Source organism: Streptomyces sp. NBC_00457 (genome assembly GCF_036014015.1).
Lineage (GTDB): Bacteria > Actinomycetota > Actinomycetes > Streptomycetales > Streptomycetaceae > Streptomyces.
In genome coordinates, this window is the sequence record NZ_CP107905.1 from 6830608 (window position 1) to 6847510 (window position 16903).

Genomic DNA, 16903 nt, shown 5'->3' on the forward strand with positions numbered 1-16903 from the left:
GCGCGCCATACTGCCTCACGCGTCCCACCCGTGTCGCCCGGATGCGCACCGCCTGGAGTTATCCACAGGCGCCGGACCGGTGTCCATCGCATGGCGTACGGTGCGGCGCATGGCAAGTGTGCTCGTGGTCGAGGACGACCAGTTCGTACGCTCGGCCCTCATCCGGCATCTGACCGATGCCGCGCACACCGTGCGCAGCGTCGGCACCGCCCTCGAGGCGCTGCGCGAGGTCGCCCATTTCCGCTTCGACGTGGTCATTCTCGACCTCGGTCTGCCCGATCTGGACGGGTCCGAGGCGCTGAAGATGCTGCGCGGCATCACCGATGTCCCGGTGATCATCGCCACCGCGCGGGACGACGAGACGGAGATCGTCCGGCTGCTGAACGCGGGCGCGGACGACTACCTGACCAAGCCGTTCTCGGTCGACCATCTCTCCGCCCGGATGGCCGCGGTGCTACGGCGGTCCCGTGCGGCGGCGGGAGAGGCGCCCCCGGACACCGTGATCCGTGTCGGCGGGCTGACCGTGGATCCGCTGCGCCGCCAGGCCGAGCTGGACGGCGTACGCCTCGACCTGACCCGGCGCGAGTTCGACCTGCTCGCCTTTCTGGCCGGGCGGCCCGGTGTCGTCGTCCCGCGCAAGGAGCTGCTCGCCGAGGTGTGGCAGCAGTCGTACGGCGACGACCAGACCATCGACGTCCATCTGTCGTGGCTGCGCCGGAAGCTGGGGGAGACGGCGGCGCGACCGCGTTATCTGCACACCCTGCGCGGGGTCGGCGTGAAGCTGGAGCCACCAGGGGTAGAGCCATGAGGTGGGCGCTGGTCAAGGTCTCGCTGGCGGTCACCGCCATGGTCGTGGTCGCCTTCGCGGTGCCGCTGGGCCTCGTCATCAAGGAGATGGCCCGGGACCGCGCGTTCTCCAACGCCGAGCGGGAGGCCGCGGCCGTCGCCCCGGCGCTGTCCATCACCACCGACCGCGACCAGCTCGAGCGCGTCGTCGCCTCCGCGGGATCGGACGCCGGGATGGCCGTGCACATACCGGCCTCCGACGGTGCCGCCGCCGTCGGCCTGGGCAAGCAGCGCGCCGCCGACGAGGACATCGCGACCGTGCGGAAGCTGGGCCGCGCCTCCACCACCGAGGTGCCCGGCGGGTCCACGCTGCTGCAACCGGTCGCGCTGAGCTCCGGTGAGATCGCCGTGGTCGAGGTGTACGTCCCCGAGTCCGAGGTGACGAACGGCGTCGACACCGCGTGGGCCGTGCTGGCCGCGGTGGGCGCCGCGCTCATCGTCGGTTCGGTCGCGGTCGCCGACCGGCTGGGGGTACGGATGGTGCAGCCCGCGCAGCGGCTGGTCGAGGGCGCGCATGAACTGGGGGAGGGGAAGCTGGGTTCCCGGGTGCCGGAGGAGGGGCCGACCGAACTGCGGCTGGCGGCGGTCGCGTTCAACTCCATGGCCGATCAGGTCGTACAACTGCTGGCGAACGAACGGGAGTTGGCGGCCGATCTGTCCCACCGGCTGCGTACGCCGCTGACCGTGCTCCGGCTCAACGCCGCCTCGCTCGGGGACGGGCCCGCCGCCGAGCAGACGCGGGCCGCCGTCGCGCAGCTGGAGCGGGAGGTCGACACCATCATCCAGACGGCGCGGGAGGCCAAGCCGCAGACGGCGGCGCCCGGTGCCGGGGCCGGGTGCGACGCGGCCGAGGTGGTGCGGGAGCGGATGGGGTTCTGGTCGGCGCTCGCCGAGGACGAGGGGCGCAAGGTGCGGGTGGCCGGGGTCGACCGGCCGGTGCGGATACCCGTGGCCCGGGCGGATCTGGCGGCCGCGCTGGACGCCCTGCTCGGCAATGTCTTCCGGCACACCCCCGAGGGCACGGCCTTCGCGGTCGACGTGCACAACGGCGAGGACGCGGTGATCGTGCTCGTCTCCGACGCGGGCCCCGGCATCATCGACCCCGAGGCCGCGATGGCCCGCGGGCGCGGCTCGGGGAGCGCCGGCTCGACCGGCCTCGGGCTGGACATCGTGCGGCGCCTCGCCGAGTCGACCGGCGGCGACGTACGCATCGGCTCCTCGGTGCTCGGCGGCACGGAGGTCCGGATCTGGATCCAGCTGGACGGGCGGACACCGGAGCGCAGAGGGCATCGGGGGAGGACGGTACGGCGGCGGAGACGGTCGGCTTCCGTGAAGTGAACGTTCGTCGGCCCGGCCCCCAGGGGGTCGGATTGGTCTTGACCATTAACCGTCCCCGATCCCCTCCTTAAGCGAGCCCTAAGATCCCCAACCCCCGTCCGGATCAGGCGCTTTGCCCGATTCCGGATCGCTAGCGTGCTGCCGCACCACCCCCTTGAACAGCGAAGGCAGGCACGCGCATGAGCAGCACGCACCGGCGCAGGATCAGTGGCAGGAACAAGGTGATCGGCGGCCTGGTCGCGGCGGCCGTGGCCGGCGGTGGCGCGATCCTGTTCACCGGGACCGCGCAGGCGGCCGGTGTCGGCGCTGCCTACACCAAGACCAGTGACTGGTCGACGGGCTACACCGCGCAGTACGTGGTCACGAACAACAGCGGCGAGGCGAAGAGCGACTGGGCGCTGGAGTTCGGCCTGCCGTCCGGCAGCAAGCTCAGCTCCCTCTGGAACGCGGAGTCGAGCGTGAGCGGTCAGCGCGTCACCGTGAAGCCGCCGTCCTGGGACAAGGACGGCCTCGCGGCCGGCGAGTCCGTCACCGTCGGCTTCGTCGTCAACGGCACCGGCGCCCCGACCGGCTGCCTCGTGGACGGCGCGAAGTGCTCCGCGGACGACGGCGCCACGCCGGAGCCGAGCGGACGCCCGACGCAGACCTCAACCCCCACCCAGAGCCCGACCCCGACGGCCAAGCCCACCCAGACCGCCACCCCCACCCCTACAGCCTCTCCCTCGCAGAGCACGGGCACCGGCACCACCGCCGGCTCCGGTTTCGCCCCGTACGTCGACACCTCCCTCTACCCGGCTTTCGACCTGGTCGGCACCGCCGAGGCCACCGGCGTGAAGGACTACAACCTCGCCTTCATCACCGACGGCGGCGGCTGCACCCCCAAGTGGGGCGGCGTGAGCGACCTGGCGAGTGACGCGGTGGCCGCGCAGATCGGTGACCTGCGGGCCAAGGGCGGCGACGTCCGGGTCTCCTTCGGCGGCGCGGCGGGCTCCGAGCTGGCCACGACCTGCTCGTCGGCGGACGCGCTGGCGGCGGCGTACGGCAAGGTCGTGGACGCGTACAAGCTCACCAAGGTCGACTTCGACGTGGAGGGCGGCGCGCTGCCGGACAAGGCGGCGAACACGCGTCGCGCCCAGGCCATCGCCAAGCTCCAGCAGGCCCACCCCGACCTGGACGTCTCCTTCACCCTCCCGGTGATGCCCGAGGGCCTGACCCAGCCGGGTGTCGACCTCCTGTCCGACGCCAAGCAGAACGGCGTCGACATCAACACGGTCAACATCATGGCGATGGACTACGGCCCGGCGTACAGCGACGACATGGGTACCTACGCCGAGCAGGCCGCCACCGCCACCCAGGCCCAGGTCAAGAGCGTCCTCGGGCTCTCCGACAGCGCGGCCTGGAAGACGGTCGCCGTCACCCCGATGATCGGCGTCAACGACGTCGTGACCGAGATCTTCAAGGTCGACGACGCCACCCAGCTGGTGAACTTCGCCAAGTCCAAGGGCCTCGGCTGGCTGTCGATGTGGTCCGCGACCCGCGACAAGCAGTGCCCGGGCGGCGCCAAGCCCGCCGCTGACGCGACGTGCAGCTCGATCGTCCAGGACGAGCACGCGTTCTCGAAGGCGTTCGCCGCGTACCAGTAGGTCAGGGTCGTCTCCAAGGGGGCGTACAGCCGCACCGGCGGCCGTACGCCCCCTTTGTGTGCTCCGAGAGGCGCCCGGTGATGTCGATTACGTTTCGACAACTGGGGCCGCAAACCCTTGACGCATGACCGGACATACGGCTGTTATTACGCCACCCATGTTCGGTCAAGTTGGTTTCTGAGTGATTACGACGGAACTCGATGCGGCTCGCTCATGGTCGAACCCTCACCCCTGGAGCCGTTCATGCACGATCTCTCCCCCTCGGGCCTCGCCCTCCCCGCGCCCAGCCGTCGCACCCTGCTGCGCGGCATAGGCGGCGCGGCCGTGCTCGGTGCCGGCATACCCCTGCTCAGCGCGTGCGGCGGCAGCGGTACGGCCGCCGATCCGAAGACGGTCTCGCTGGGCTCGAAGGCGTCGGACCCGGTGCCGAAGAAGGCGTTCGCCGACATCTACGCGGCCTACAAGAAGAAGTCCGGCATCACGGTCGACGTGAACACCAAGGACTCCAACACCTTCCAGGAGCAGATCAACTCCTACCTCCAGGGCACGCCGGACGACGTGTTCACCTGGTTCGCCGGGTACCGGATGCAGTTCTTCGCGGCCAAGGGCCTCGCCACCCCGATCGACGACGTGTGGCAGACCATCGGGGCCAACTTCCCCGAGGCGATGCAGAAGCTCAGCAAGGGTGAGGACGGCAAGTACTACTTCGTGCCGCTGTACACGTACCCCTGGGCGGTCTTCTACCGGAAGAGCGTCTTCGCGCAGTACGGCTACGAAGTCCCCACCACCTGGGACGACTTCGTGGCGCTGTGCAAGCAGATGCAGAAGGACAAGCTGGTCCCGATGGCCTTCGGCGACAAGGACGCCTGGCCCGCGCTCGGCACCTTCGACCAGATCAACTTCCGCCAGAACGGCTACGACTTCCATGTCGAGCTGATGGCGGGCAAGGCGTCCTGGACCGACGCCAAGGTGCGCAAGGTCTTCGACCTGTGGGCCGAGATCCTCCCCTACCACCAGGAAGGCGCCGTCGGTCGCACCTGGCAGGACGCCGCCCAGACCCTGGCCTCCAAGAAGGCCGGCATGTACATCCTGGGCACCTTCGTGGCGCAGCAGTTCACCGACAAGGCCGCCCTCGACGACCTCGACTTCTTCGCCTTCCCGGAGATCGACCCGGCGTACGGGCAGGACACCGTCGAGGCGCCGACCGACGGCTTCATGATGAGCAAGAGCCCGAAGAACAAGGCCGAGGCCGTCAAGCTCCTCGAGTACCTGGGCACCCCGGACGCCGAGGACATCTACCTCAAGTCCGACCCGAGCGTGGTCCACGCCTCCAGCAAGGCCGACACGTCGTCGTACACCGCCATCCAGAAGAAGGCGTACGACATGATCTCCGGCGCCAAGTCCCTGACGCAGTTCATGGACCGCGACAGCCGCCCGGACTTCACCTCGACCGTGATGCAGCCCGCGCTGCAGAAGTTCATCCGTGACCCCAAGGGCGTCGACAGCCTGCTGTCCTCGATCGAGCGCCAGAAGAAGACGATCTTCGCCCAGTCATGACAACCGAGACCACCAAGGAGATCCCGGAGGCGGCCGCCGTGCCGCCTCCGGGCGTTGCCCCCGCGCCCAAGGCCTCCCACGGCCACCGCCGTCTGCTCACCCGCCGTGACCGGATCACCCTCGGTTTCATGGCGGGTCTGCCGACGATCCTGCACATCGCCCTCGTCTGGGTCACCGCGTTCGCCTCGATCGCGCTGGCCTTCACCACCTGGGACGGCATCGGCTTCGACTCGATCCAGTGGGTCGGGCTGCAGAACTTCAAGGAACTGTTCGAGCAGAACCCGCAGTTCTGGCCCGCCGTCCAGCACAACGTCATCTGGTTCGTCGTGCTGATCGCGATCCCCACGCCGCTCGGCCTGTTCCTGGCCGTGCAGCTGGACAAGAAGATCCGCTTCAGCCGCGTCTACCAGACGGCGTTCTTCCTGCCCGTCGTCCTGTCGATGGCCGTGATCGGCTTCGTCTGGCAGCTGATCTACAACCCCGACACCGGCCTGATCAACAGCATCATCGGGGCCAACGAGCCGGGCAAGTACATCGACTGGATCGGCGACCCGGACCTCAACCTCTGGGCCATCCTCATCGCCGCGTCCTGGCGCCACACCGGCTACATGATGATCCTGTACCTGGCCGGCCTGAAGGGCGTCGACCCCTCCCTGCGGGAGGCGTCCGCACTGGACGGCGCCAACGAGTGGCAGACGTTCAAGAACGTCATCTTCCCCACCCTGCGCCCCACCAACACGGTCGTCCTCGTCGTCACCATCATCGAGGCCCTGCGCGCCTTCGACCTGGTCTTCGTCTTCAACAAGGGCGCCGAGGGCACCGAGCTGCTCTCGATCCTGGTCACCAACAACATCATCGGCGAGTCCAGCCGCATCGGATACGGCTCCGCGATCGCGGTCGTGCTGCTGCTGATCTCCCTCGTCGTGATCATTCCGTACCTGGTGGCCACCTTCCGGAAGGAGCGGCGCGCATGAGCACCACCGTCGTACCCAAGCCCCGTACGCCCGTCCGCCCCGCCCGGATCCTGCTGCACCTCTTCCTCGCGGGCGCCTCCCTGGCCTGGCTCGCACCGCTTGCGTGGGCGCTGTACTCGGCCATGCGGCCCTACGCGGAGACCAGTGAGAAGGGATACGTGTCCTGGCCGGACACGCTGAACTTCGACAACTTCACCAACGCGTTCACGCAGTCGGACATGAGCCACTACTTCGTCAACACGATGATCATCGCCGTTCCGGCGGTGCTGTTGACGCTGTTCCTGTCGTCGATGGTGGCCTTCTACGTCAGCCGCTTCGACTTCCGCCTCAACATCGCGCTGCTGCTGGTCTTCACGGCCGGCAACCTGCTCCCGCAGCAGGTCATCATCACCCCGCTGTACCGGCTGTACCTGCTGATCGACCTGCCCGGCATCACCATGTCCGGCAAGCTGTACGACTCCGCGCTCGGCCTGGTCCTCATCCATGTCGCGTTCCAGTCCGGCTTCTGCGCCTTCGTGCTCAGCAACTACATGCGCTCGCTGCCGCACGAGCTGACCGAGGCCGCGCTGGTCGACGGCGCCTCGGTGTGGCGCATGTACTGGCAGATCGTGCTGCCGCTGTGCCGTCCGGCGATGGCGGCCCTGGCGACGTTGTTGTCCATCTGGATCTACAACGACTTCTTCTGGGCCCTCGTCCTGATCTCCACCGGCGAGAACATGCCGATCACCTCGGCGCTGAACAACCTCACCGGGGCGTACTTCACCGACCCCAACCTGGTCGCCGCCGGCGCCCTGCTCACCGCGATCCCGACGCTGATCGTGTACTTCGTGCTCCAGCGGCAGTTCGTCAGCGGCCTCACGCTCGGCGCCAACAAGGGCTGACCCCCTTTCCCGAAAGAGAACCCCGTGCACAACCCCTTCACCCCGGTCGCCACCGTCCCCGTGGACCCGAGCACCGCCCGCGTCCACGAGGAGGGCTGGCAGTCCTGGAGCCCCAGCGGCGCCTACGCCCTCGGCGACACCCCCCACCGCCCGACCAACGACAACTGGGCGACGGTCTGCTACCGCCCCGGCGTCACCGTCCCCGCCGGGACCTTCCAGGGTGAGGGCCTGCTGGCGCTCGACCCGGGCGACGGCTCACCGGTCCGGCTGTGGGCGGCGCCGGACCCGCGGCACTCGGTCCCGTCCATCCGGCTGACCGTCCAGGGCGACCAGGCGGAGATCAGCGCCGACGGACCGGTGAAGCTGCTCACCGGGACGGACATCCAGTCGGTGCTGGCCGACTGGGCCGAGGGCCTGGGCGTACCGGCCCCGCGCCCGGCGCCGACTGTCTGGTGCTCCTGGTACGAGTACTTCACCGACGTCACCGAGGACGACATCCACGAGAACCTCCGTGCGATGGACACCCTCGACCTGCCCATCGACGTCGTCCAGATCGACGACGGCTACCAGAGCAAGCTGGGCGACTGGCTCACCCTCTCCGGCCGCTTCCGCTCCCGCGCGGGCATCGCCGACGCGATCCGCGCCCGGGGCCGGCGGGCGGGCATCTGGACGGCACCGTTCCTGGTGGACCCGAGCAGCGAGCTGGCCGCCACACAGCCCGACTGGCTGGTGCGCGACACGGACGGCGCGCCCCTGCACGCCGGCGTCAACTGGGGCCACGACCTGTACGCCCTGGACACCACCCACCCTCAGGCGGCGGCCTACCTGGCCGAGGTGTTCACCACGCTCCGCACCGAGGGCTACGACTACTTCAAGGTCGACTTCCTCTACGCGGGCGCCCTGGACGGCGTACGACACTCCGGCGCGGACCCGCTCACCGCGTACCGCGAAGGCATCACCCTCATCCGCGAGGCGATCGGCGACGACGCCTACCTGCTGGGCTGCGGCGCCCCGATCCTCCCGTCCATCGGCCTGTTCGACGCGATGCGCGTCAGCGCGGACACCGCGCCGTACCGCCGCCCCAAGGCGGACGACTACAGCCAGCCCGGCCAGGACGCCGCCGAGTTCACCGGCGTCGGACGGCAGTGGCAGCACGGCCGCCTCTGGATCAACGACCCCGACTGCCTGATGGCCCGCCCCGCGGTCGAGACCCGCGAACGCTGGGCGGCGCACGTGGAGGCGACGGGCGGCCTGATGGCGTCCAGCGACCGCCTGCTGTCGCTCGACGAGTGGGGCGTGACCACAACACGTCGTCTTCTGAGCGGAGTTGCCCGATGAGCAAGCGCGCACTGAACCTTCCGGGCATCGCCTACGGCGGCGACTACAACCCCGAGCAGTGGCCCGAAGAGGTCTGGGCCGAGGACGTACGCCTGATGCGCGAGGCCGGCGTGACCATGGTCAGCGTCGGCATCTTCTCCTGGGCGCTGCTCGAGCCGTCCGAGGGCGCGTACGACTTCTCCCGCATGGACAAGATCCTCGACCTGCTCCACGAGAACGGCATCGCCGCCGACCTGGCGACCCCGACGGCCGCACCCCCGGCGTGGTTCTTCCGCAAGCACCCTCAGGCGCTGCCCGTCGACAAGGACGGGCGCAGACTGTCGTACGGCAGCCGCCAGACGTTCTGCCCGTCGAGCCCCGCCTACCGCGAGGCCGCCCTGCGGATCGCGGGCGCGCTGGGGGAGCGGTACGCCGACCATCCGGCCGTGGTGATGTGGCACGTCCACAACGAGTACGGCTGCCACAACGCGGAGTGCTACTGCGACGAGAGCGCGGCGGCGTTCCGCGTATGGCTGAGGGCGAAGTACGACGACCTTGCTGCCCTCAACCACGCCTGGGGCACCACCTTCTGGAGCCAGTGGTACTACGACTGGGACGAGATCATCCCGCCCCGCCCGACGGGCGCCGTCCCCAACCCCACCCACCAGCTGGACTGGCGCCGCTTCTGCAGCGACGCCCTGCTGTCGCTGTACAAGGCGGAACGGGACGTCCTGCGCGAGGCGGCCCCTGCTCTGCCCGCCACCACCAACTTCATGGTGATGTACAACTTCGACGCCCTGGACTACTGGCGCTGGGCCCCGGAACTGGACGTGGTCTCCAACGACCACTACCTCGGCTCCACCGACCCCGAGTCGGAGATCGACATCGCCCTCAGCGGCGACCTGATGCGCTCCCTCGCGGGCGGCCCCTGGCTGCTGATGGAGCACTCGACGGGCGCGGTGAACTGGCAGCCGGTCAACCGGGCCAAGAACGCGGGCGAGTTGCGCCGCAACGCCCTCGCCCATGTCGCCCACGGCGCCGACGGCATCGCCTACTTCCAGTGGCGGGCCGCCAAGGCGGGCGCCGAGCAGTGGCACTCGGCGATGCTGCCGCACGCGGGCACGGACAGCCAGATCTGGCGTGACGTGGTCCGGCTCGGCGCCGACCTCAAGGCCCTGGCGGAGGTACGCGGCAGCACGGGCACGGCTGAAGTGGCCGTCGTCTGGGACTGGGACGCCCGCTGGTCCCTCGAACTCCCCTCCCAGCCCAGCGAGATGGTCCGCCATCTCGACCTCGTCCGCTCCTGGTACGAGCCCCTGTGGCGCGCGGGCGTCGCCGTGGACTTCGTACGCCCGGACGCGGACCTGTCGTCGTACCGCCTGGTCCTCGCCCCCAGCCTCTACCTGATCGACGACGCGGGCACCGCCAACCTCACCGGCTTCGCCGAGCGCGGCGGCACGCTGGCCGTCGGCTTCCACAGCGGGATGGTCGACGAGAACTGCCATGTACGGCTGGGCGGTTACCCCGGCGCGTTCCGCGAGGCCCTGGGCGTCCGCACCGACGAACTCTTCCCCCTGCTGCCGGGCGAGAAGGTCGCCCTCGGCGGCGACGCGACCGCGACCCTGTGGTCGGAGCGGGTCCGCCTGGAAGGCGCTGAGGCGGTGGCGTCGTACACGGATGGCCCCCTGGCCGGTGTCCCGGCGGTGACCCGCAACTCCCATGGGGCGGGCGTGACGTGGTACCTGTCCACCCGCCCCGACCCGGACACCCTCGCCGCCCTCCTGGACCGCGTCCGCACCGAGGCGGGCGTACGGCCGGTGCTGGACGCCGTCCCCGAGGGCATCGAGGCGGTGCTGCGACGGGGCACGGACGCCGACTACCTCTTCCTGATCGACCACGGAGGGAAGGGAGCCGAGGTCCAGGTCGCATCCGACGCCATCGAACTCCTCACGGGGAAGCCGGTCACGTCGGGCACGGTCGAGGTGCCGCCCGGGGAGATCGCGGTGGTACGGCAGCCCCACTAAAAGGCACAGAACAGACCGGGGCGCGGCATGCCCCCACCGCATGCCGCGCCCCGCCCCCCGCTCAGTCCCCTTGTATGGCCGGCAGGCTCCCCGTGCGCGCCGCCTCCCCGTACCACAAGGCGCTCGACTTGGGCGTGCGCTCCAGCGTCGAGTAGTCCACGTAGACCGCGCCGAAGCGCTTGCCGTAGCCGTAGGCCCACTCGAAGTTGTCCATGAGGGACCACAGGTAGTAGCCCCGGACGTCGGCGCCGGCGGTGATCGCCTGGCGTACGGCGGTCAGGTGGCCGTGGAGGTAGGCGATCCGCTCGGGGTCGTGGACGCGGCCGTCGGGGTCGGGCTTGTCGTCGTAGGCCGCGCCGTTCTCGGTGATGTAGATCGGCAGGCCCGGGGCCTCACGCGTATAGCGCATGATCAGGTCCCGCAGGCCGGTCGGGTCGATCGTCCAGCCCATCTCCGTACGCTCGCCCGGGGTCTGGTGGAAGGCGACGTCGTCCGCGCCCGGCCAGGGGGAGAACGAACTCGCTCCGTGGCCGTCCGCCCGGGGGCCGCTCGCGTCCGAGTCCACGGCCGAAACCAGCGCCGGTGTGTAGTAGTTGAGGCCCAGCGCGTCCAACGGCTGGTTGATCAGGGCCAGGTCGCCGTCCAGGACGTACGACCAGTCGGTGACCGACGCCGTGGCCGGGAAGAGCGTCTCCGGGTAGGCGCCGTTCAGCATCGGGCCGTGGAAGACGCCGTTGGCGAGGTCGTCGATCTTCTGGGCCGCCGCCAGGTCGGCCGGGTCCTCGGACACCGTCCTGACCACCGAGGAGTTGAGGCTGACCGCCACGGTGTTGCGGGCGGGCATCGCCGTACGCAGCGCCGACGTACCCAGGCCGTGCGCCAGGTTCAGATGGTGCGCCGCCTTCAGCGACGCCGCCGAGTCCGTGCGGCCCGGCGCGTGGACCCCCGAGGCGTAGCCGAGGAAGGCGCTGCACCACGGCTCGTTGAGGGTGATCCACTGCTCCACCCGGTCGCCGAGCGCCTCGCCGACGATCTGCGCGTACTCGGCGAACCGGAAAGCCGTGTCCCGCTCCGGCCAGCCGCCCGCGTCCTCCAGCTCCTGCGGCAGATCCCAGTGGTAGAGGGTGAGGGCCGGTTTGATGCCGGCCGCCAGCAGCTCGTCCACCAGCCGGCGGTAGAAGTCCAGTCCCTTCTGGACGGCCGGGCCCCGCCCCGTCGGCTGCACCCGCGACCAGGACACCGAGAAGCGGTACGCGTTCAGGCCCAGGTCGGCCATCATCGCGACGTCCTCGCGGTACCGGTGGTAATGGTCGACAGCGATGTCACCGTGCTCACCGCCGGCCGTCTTGCCCGGCGTATGACTGAACGTGTCCCAGATCGAGGGCGTACGACCGTCCTCCCGCACCGCCCCCTCGATCTGATACGCGGAGGTCGCGGCACCCCAGAGAAAGGCGGGAGGAAAGGAGACGGACGTTTCGGGCTCAGGCATGGAAGCGCTCCCATTGGAGGTCGTGAAGACCGAGGGGTAGGAGGGGAGGGGAGGGGGCCGAGGCGGCGGTGACCCGGCCCCCTGGAAAGCAGGAGGTCAACCCTTGACAGCGCCCTGCATGATGCCGCCGACGATCTGCTTGCCGAAGATCGCGAAGACCACCAGCAGCGGCAGCGTGCCGAGCAATGCGCCCGCCATGATCAGGGACTGGTCGGGCGTGTAGCCGCGGCCCAGGCCCGCGACCGCGACCTGCACGGTCGGGTTGCCGTTCTGGGTCAGGACCAGGAACGGCCACAGGAAGTCGTTCCACGTCTGGACGAACATCAGCATGCCGAGCACCGCCATCGCGGGGCGTGCCGCTGGGAACACGATGTGCCAGATCACCCGCCAGCTACTCGCGCCGTCCACCCGGGCTGCCTCGATCAGTTCGTCCGGCAGCGCCTGGATCAGGTACTGCCGCATGAAGAACACGCCGAACGCGCTCACCAGCGAGGGCAGGATCACCGCCTGCAGCTGGTCGGACCAGTCGAGCTTGGCGACCATCATGTACAGCGGGATCACGCTCAGCTGAGGCGGCACCATCATCGTGCCGATCACGATCAGCATCATGGCGTTGCGGCCCTTGAAGCGCAGCTTGGCGAAGGCGAACCCGGCGATCGTGGACAGGATGACGATGGTGATCGCCGAAACCCCCGCCACGAATGTGGTGTTGATGAACGCCTCGCCCAAGTTGGCGTCGGTCCAGGCGATTTCGAGCTTGTCGAACAGGCCGGAGCCGAACCAGAACGGCGGCGGGTTCTGTGCCAGCCGCTGGTTGTCGCGCGAGGCGGCGATCGCCGTCCACACCAGCGGGAACAGCGAACCGATGGTGAACAGGGCGAGGATGAGGTACGCGATCGGCCCGGCGTGCAGGGTGCCGCCGGCACGGGCGGCTTTGGGGCGCCGTACGCGCCCCGGCTTCTGTTCCGGCGGGGTCGGCGGAGTCAGTGTCGTCGTCACGGCCGGTTCTCCTAACTACTGGCGCGCAGCCGGCGCGAGATGACGTAGTTGACGATCCCGATGACGATGAGGATCAGGAACATCGTCCACGCGATCGCCGAGGCACGGCCGAGGTGCTGGTTGACCCAGCCCTGCTCGTACAGATACAGGCCGAGCGTCTGGAATTGGTGCTGGGCTCCGCCGGAGGCACCCTTGTTGGCGTCGAACAGCAGCGGCTCGCCGAAGAGCTGGGAGGCGCCGATGGTCGAGACGACCACCGTGAACAGGATCGTCGGCCGCAGCGACGGCAGCGTCACATGGAAGAACTGCTGCCAGCGGTTGGCCCCGTCCAGGGCCGCGGACTCGTACAGATCCTGCGGGATCGCCTGCATCGCCGCCAGATAGATCAGCGCGTTGTAGCCCGTCCAGCGCCAGATGACGATCGTGGAGACCGCGATCTGCGAGGCCCACTTGTCGTTCTGCCAGTCGATGTTGTCGATGCCGACGAAGTTCAGCGCCCAGTTGATCATGCCGTAGTCACGGCCGAAGAGCAGGACGAAGACGAGCGATGCGGCGGCGATCGACGTCGCGTACGGGGCGAGCATCGCGACCCGGTAGAAGGTCGAGGCGCGCAGCTTGTAGTTGAGGATATGGGCGAGGCCCATCGCCATCAGCAGCTGCGGGACCGTCGAGATGATCCCGATGGTCAGGGTGTTCTTCGCCGCGTTCCAGAAGAAGTCGTCGTCGAAGATGCGCGTGTAGTTGCGCAGTCCCACCCAGCTCATGTCAGTGGGCGCGGTCAGCTCCACCGCGTGCAGCGAGGCCCAGCCGGTGTAGATCAGCGGGAACAGGCCGAACGCGAGGAACAGCAGGAAGAACGGCGAGACGAAGGCGTACGGGCTCCAGCGCACGTCCCGCTGCCAGCGGCGGGACAGCCGGGCTCGGCGGCGTTCGTCGTCGGAGGGCCCCGCGGGCGGGCGGGCCGGGGCCGCGCCCCCCTCCTTGGCGGGGGGCGCGGCAGCGGTTTCGTGCCCAGTGGTCATACGGGTCACTGGTCCAGGTTGTTGTCGATGGTCTTGACGGCGTTGTCCCAGGCTTCCTTGGCGGACTTGCCCTGGGTCACCAGGATGACGCCGTTGTCGGTCAGGCCCTGCTGGATGATCTGGTCCTTCGGGCCGATCGTCTGCACGGGGATGTTCTCGGCGGCCTGGGCGAAGATCGTGCCGATCGGCGCGTCACCAGTCATGTCGTTCTTCGCGCTCGTCACCTCGGTCGATTCGTACGCGGCCGGGGTGCTCGGGAAGCTGCCCTGCACGCCGAACAGCTTGGCCTGCTGCTCGGGCGCGGTCAGCCAGGCGGCCAGCTTCGCCGCCTCCTCGGTGTTCTTGCCGGACTTGGGAACCGTCAGGAAGGAGCCGCCCCAGTTGCCGGACTTCGGTGCCTGGGCGATGTCCCACTTGCCGGCCGACTCGGGCTTCGACTTGCCCTTGATGTAGCCGAGCATCCACGGGGGGCAGGACATCGCGGCGAACTTGCTGTTGGCGATCGTCGTGTCCCAGGCCGGCTGGAACTGCGTCTGGTTGCCGATCAGTCCGTCCTCGGCGGCCTGCGCGGTGAGGTCGAAGGCGTCCTTCACGGCCGGGTTCGTCTTGTAGATGACCTTGCCGGAGGCGTCGTAGAACCGGTCCTTCTCACCACTGAGGATCGCCTGGATCAGACCGCCGGGGGAGTCAAGGAAAGTGGTGCCCTTGGGTGCCTTGTCCTGGTACTGCTTGCCGACGTCGACGAACTTGTCCCAGCTGCCGGCCCACAGCTTGCCGACTTCCTCACGGTCGGTGGGCAGACCGGCCGCCTTGAACAGGTCCGTGCGGTAGCAGATGGCCATCGGGCCGATGTCGGTGCCGACACCGATGGTCTGGCCGTCCTTGGCGGTGGCCTGCTGCCACTTCCACTCGAGGTAGTCGCTCTTCTTGCCGTACTTCGACAGGTCGAGCAGCTTGTCCGACTGGGTCTCGACGATCTCGGCGATGTTGCCGACCTCGACCATCTGGATGTCCTGGAGGCCGCTGTTGGTGGTGAGGTGGTTGATCAGCGCCGGGTAGTAGTTCTCGTTCCGCTCCACGACGGTCTGCTGGATGTCGATGTCCGGGTGGAGCTTCTCGTACTCCTTGTACAGGCCGGACTCCTCGAAGCCGGCGGTGCCGAACAGCCCGAGTGTGATCTTGGTCTTGCCTCCTCCGCCGCCCTCCGACGACGAGCCTCCGTCGTCCTTGCCGTCGTCGGCACAGCCGGCCAGCAGCCCGGCGCCCAGCGACGCGACGGCCGCGAGGACTACCGCCTTGCGGGCGGTTCGGGTACGTGCTCGCATTGCGTCCTCCTGTTGCCCTGACGTGCCGACCCCCCGGCCAACGGCGTTGTTGGGCCCGTTAGTTCTTGCTGCGGCTCGGGCGGGGAACGTGCGGGATGTGTATGTGTCAGGTACTGTGGGAGCGCTCCCACTCGTGATGTGTTGAAGGTTCGTCGGTCCGGGCGGGGGTGTCAAGGGAGCGGGCAACAGATGTGTCTTCAAGTTTTCCCGTCAAGGCTTTCGGTCCTCGCGGCTGGATGTCATGGATGAGGCGGATATCAGCAGATGACCGCTTGTATCACTCGATCCAGTGATTCGCGTGAAACGTATGGTCGAGCGTCGAAGAGTCATGCACGATCGGTGATCGTGAAGCTGGTGGTGCAGGTGAAGCTGCTGCCGACGCCCGTCCAGGCGGCGGCCCTCGAAGCGACCTTGCGCGCCTGCAACGAGGCCGCCACGTGGGCGAGTGAGATCGCCTTCGCCAATGACGTGAAAAGGAACTTCGCGCTGCGTGAGCACACGTACGGCGAGACGTGCGATGCGTACGCGACGCTGAGTGGGAACCCGCGGGCAGGGAATCTGGGGAAGCCGGGCTCGAATCGGTACCGGAAGGCGACGCAGAAGCCGATCGTGTTCCTGTTGGCCACCCTGACGCTGTACCGCAAGGGCGAATCCGACCTGGTGCGCCGGGACAGCGGCTGGTTCCTGTCGGCCACGTGCGAGGTCCCAGAGGTACCGCGCAACGCCGATCCGGTGGACGTCCTGGGCATCGATCTGGGCATCGTGAACATCGCCAGCACCTCCGACGGCGAGATCATGGCCGGACGGGACCTGAACCGAATGCGGGTCCGAGAACGGAAGCTACGCGCCAAGCTGCAGAAGAAAAACACCCCGTCCGCGAAGCGCCGCCTGAAGAAGCGGCGGCGTAAGGAGGCGCGGCGGGTGAAGGACATCAATCACAAGATCGCGAAGCATGTGGTGGCCGAGGCAGAACGCACCGGTCGTGGGATCGCCCTGGAGGACCTGACGGGCATCCGCGAGCGGGTACGGCTCCGTAAGCCCCAACGGGCCACCCTGCACTCCTGGGCGTTTCATCAGCTCGGGCGGTTCATCGCGTGCAAGGCCCGTCGTGCGGGGGTGCCGGTGGTGTACGTCGATCCGGCGTACACCTCCCGCACCTGCGCTGAGTGCGGGCACGTAGACAGAGCGAATCGGGTCTCGCAGGCCTGGTTCGCGTGCCGGTCGTGCGGATTCGTTGATCACGCCGATCGGAACGGCTCCCGCAACATCCGCGCCCGTGCGTGGGAGTTGTGGCGACGCGGGGCTGAGTCAACGGCCCCTGCCCCACCCCCAGCGGTCAGACGGCCGGGGCGGGGCTGGACGCAAACGCAGCATCACCGCCAGTAATGCCCGTTGTGCAAGCCCGGCACGTGAGTGACGGGCAGTTGACTTATCGGGACGTCAACTGGACCTCGGCGGCACGGCCCGGCCCGTCGGGGGGCGGCTCGG

Annotated in this window: 13 protein-coding genes; 9 read left to right on the forward strand and 4 right to left on the reverse strand. The window is 68.8% G+C overall.

Annotated elements, in window-relative coordinates; all coding sequences use genetic code 11:
* The first annotated feature begins 109 nt into the window (after positions 1 to 109).
* The 8 genes from OG828_RS31210 (at position 110) to OG828_RS31245 (ending at position 10580) form a co-directional block, all read left to right on the forward strand.
* Positions 110 to 808: a response regulator transcription factor gene (locus tag OG828_RS31210; protein ID WP_210576748.1), complete on the forward strand. Its 699-nt coding sequence runs from the start codon at positions 110 to 112 to the stop codon at positions 806 to 808.
* Complete coding sequence (locus tag OG828_RS31215; RefSeq protein ID WP_328503005.1) at positions 805 to 2184, forward strand: HAMP domain-containing sensor histidine kinase; 1380 nt, start codon at positions 805 to 807, stop codon at positions 2182 to 2184. The genes OG828_RS31210 and OG828_RS31215 overlap by 4 nt, the downstream gene beginning before the upstream one ends.
* 179 nt (positions 2185 to 2363) lie before the next feature.
* A complete protein-coding gene (locus OG828_RS31220) occupies positions 2364 to 3827 on the forward strand; it encodes a glycoside hydrolase family 18 protein (RefSeq protein WP_328503006.1) in 1464 nt (487 codons plus the stop codon).
* Positions 3828 to 4070: 243 nt separating this feature from the next.
* Positions 4071 to 5384, forward strand: coding sequence for an ABC transporter substrate-binding protein (locus tag OG828_RS31225; protein WP_328364075.1), 1314 nt, complete (start codon positions 4071 to 4073; stop codon positions 5382 to 5384).
* A complete protein-coding gene (locus OG828_RS31230) occupies positions 5381 to 6358 on the forward strand; it encodes a carbohydrate ABC transporter permease (protein ID WP_328364078.1) in 978 nt (325 codons plus the stop codon). Before OG828_RS31225 ends, OG828_RS31230 begins: the two co-directional genes overlap by 4 nt.
* Complete coding sequence (locus OG828_RS31235) at positions 6355 to 7239, forward strand: carbohydrate ABC transporter permease (protein ID WP_328440445.1); 885 nt, start codon at positions 6355 to 6357, stop codon at positions 7237 to 7239. Before OG828_RS31230 ends, OG828_RS31235 begins: the two co-directional genes overlap by 4 nt.
* 24 nt (positions 7240 to 7263) lie before the next feature.
* A complete protein-coding gene (locus tag OG828_RS31240; protein ID WP_328503007.1) occupies positions 7264 to 8577 on the forward strand; it encodes a glycoside hydrolase family 36 protein in 1314 nt (437 codons plus the stop codon).
* A complete protein-coding gene (locus OG828_RS31245) occupies positions 8574 to 10580 on the forward strand; it encodes a beta-galactosidase (RefSeq protein WP_328503008.1) in 2007 nt (668 codons plus the stop codon). The genes OG828_RS31240 and OG828_RS31245 overlap by 4 nt, the downstream gene beginning before the upstream one ends.
* 61 nt (positions 10581 to 10641) lie before the next feature.
* Here OG828_RS31245 and OG828_RS31250 read toward each other — a convergent pair whose 3' ends face one another.
* From OG828_RS31250 to OG828_RS31265, 4 genes are all read right to left on the reverse strand, one after another.
* Positions 10642 to 12069 carry a GH1 family beta-glucosidase gene (locus tag OG828_RS31250; protein WP_328503009.1) on the reverse strand — a complete coding sequence of 476 codons (1428 nt, stop codon included), beginning with the start codon at positions 12067 to 12069 and terminating at the stop codon, positions 10642 to 10644.
* 96 nt (positions 12070 to 12165) lie between these two features.
* A complete protein-coding gene (locus OG828_RS31255; RefSeq protein ID WP_129803814.1) occupies positions 12166 to 13068 on the reverse strand; it encodes a carbohydrate ABC transporter permease in 903 nt (300 codons plus the stop codon).
* Between the two features lie 11 nt (positions 13069 to 13079).
* A complete protein-coding gene (locus tag OG828_RS31260; protein ID WP_328440448.1) occupies positions 13080 to 14090 on the reverse strand; it encodes a carbohydrate ABC transporter permease in 1011 nt (336 codons plus the stop codon).
* A 5-nt stretch (positions 14091 to 14095) separates the two neighbouring features.
* Positions 14096 to 15415, reverse strand: coding sequence for an ABC transporter substrate-binding protein (locus OG828_RS31265; protein ID WP_328440449.1), 1320 nt, complete (start codon positions 15413 to 15415; stop codon positions 14096 to 14098).
* A 345-nt stretch (positions 15416 to 15760) separates the two neighbouring features.
* Here OG828_RS31265 and OG828_RS31270 point away from each other — a divergent pair, with 345 nt between their 5' ends.
* Positions 15761 to 16801 (forward strand): RNA-guided endonuclease InsQ/TnpB family protein, encoded by a 1041-nt coding sequence (locus OG828_RS31270; protein WP_328503010.1) that lies wholly within the window; start codon positions 15761 to 15763, stop codon positions 16799 to 16801.
* Positions 16802 to 16903: the final 102 nt, after the last annotated feature.

What these genes read in the sequence shown, in the direction of transcription:
- OG828_RS31210 (WP_210576748.1), top strand. Translation starts at nt 110, where the DNA reads ATGGCAAGTGTGCTCGTGGTCGAGGACGACCAGTTCGTACGCTCGGCC.
- OG828_RS31215 (WP_328503005.1), top strand. Translation starts at nt 805, where the DNA reads ATGAGGTGGGCGCTGGTCAAGGTCTCGCTGGCGGTCACCGCCATGGTC.
- OG828_RS31220 (WP_328503006.1), top strand. Translation starts at nt 2,364, where the DNA reads ATGAGCAGCACGCACCGGCGCAGGATCAGTGGCAGGAACAAGGTGATC.
- OG828_RS31225 (WP_328364075.1), top strand. Translation starts at nt 4,071, where the DNA reads ATGCACGATCTCTCCCCCTCGGGCCTCGCCCTCCCCGCGCCCAGCCGT.
- OG828_RS31230 (WP_328364078.1), top strand. Translation starts at nt 5,381, where the DNA reads ATGACAACCGAGACCACCAAGGAGATCCCGGAGGCGGCCGCCGTGCCG.
- OG828_RS31235 (WP_328440445.1), top strand. Translation starts at nt 6,355, where the DNA reads ATGAGCACCACCGTCGTACCCAAGCCCCGTACGCCCGTCCGCCCCGCC.
- OG828_RS31245 (WP_328503008.1), top strand. Translation starts at nt 8,574, where the DNA reads ATGAGCAAGCGCGCACTGAACCTTCCGGGCATCGCCTACGGCGGCGAC.
- OG828_RS31250 (WP_328503009.1), bottom strand. Translation starts at nt 12,069, where the DNA reads ATGCCTGAGCCCGAAACGTCCGTCTCCTTTCCTCCCGCCTTTCTCTGG.
- OG828_RS31260 (WP_328440448.1), bottom strand. Translation starts at nt 14,090, where the DNA reads ATGACCACTGGGCACGAAACCGCTGCCGCGCCCCCCGCCAAGGAGGGG.
- OG828_RS31265 (WP_328440449.1), bottom strand. Translation starts at nt 15,415, where the DNA reads ATGCGAGCACGTACCCGAACCGCCCGCAAGGCGGTAGTCCTCGCGGCC.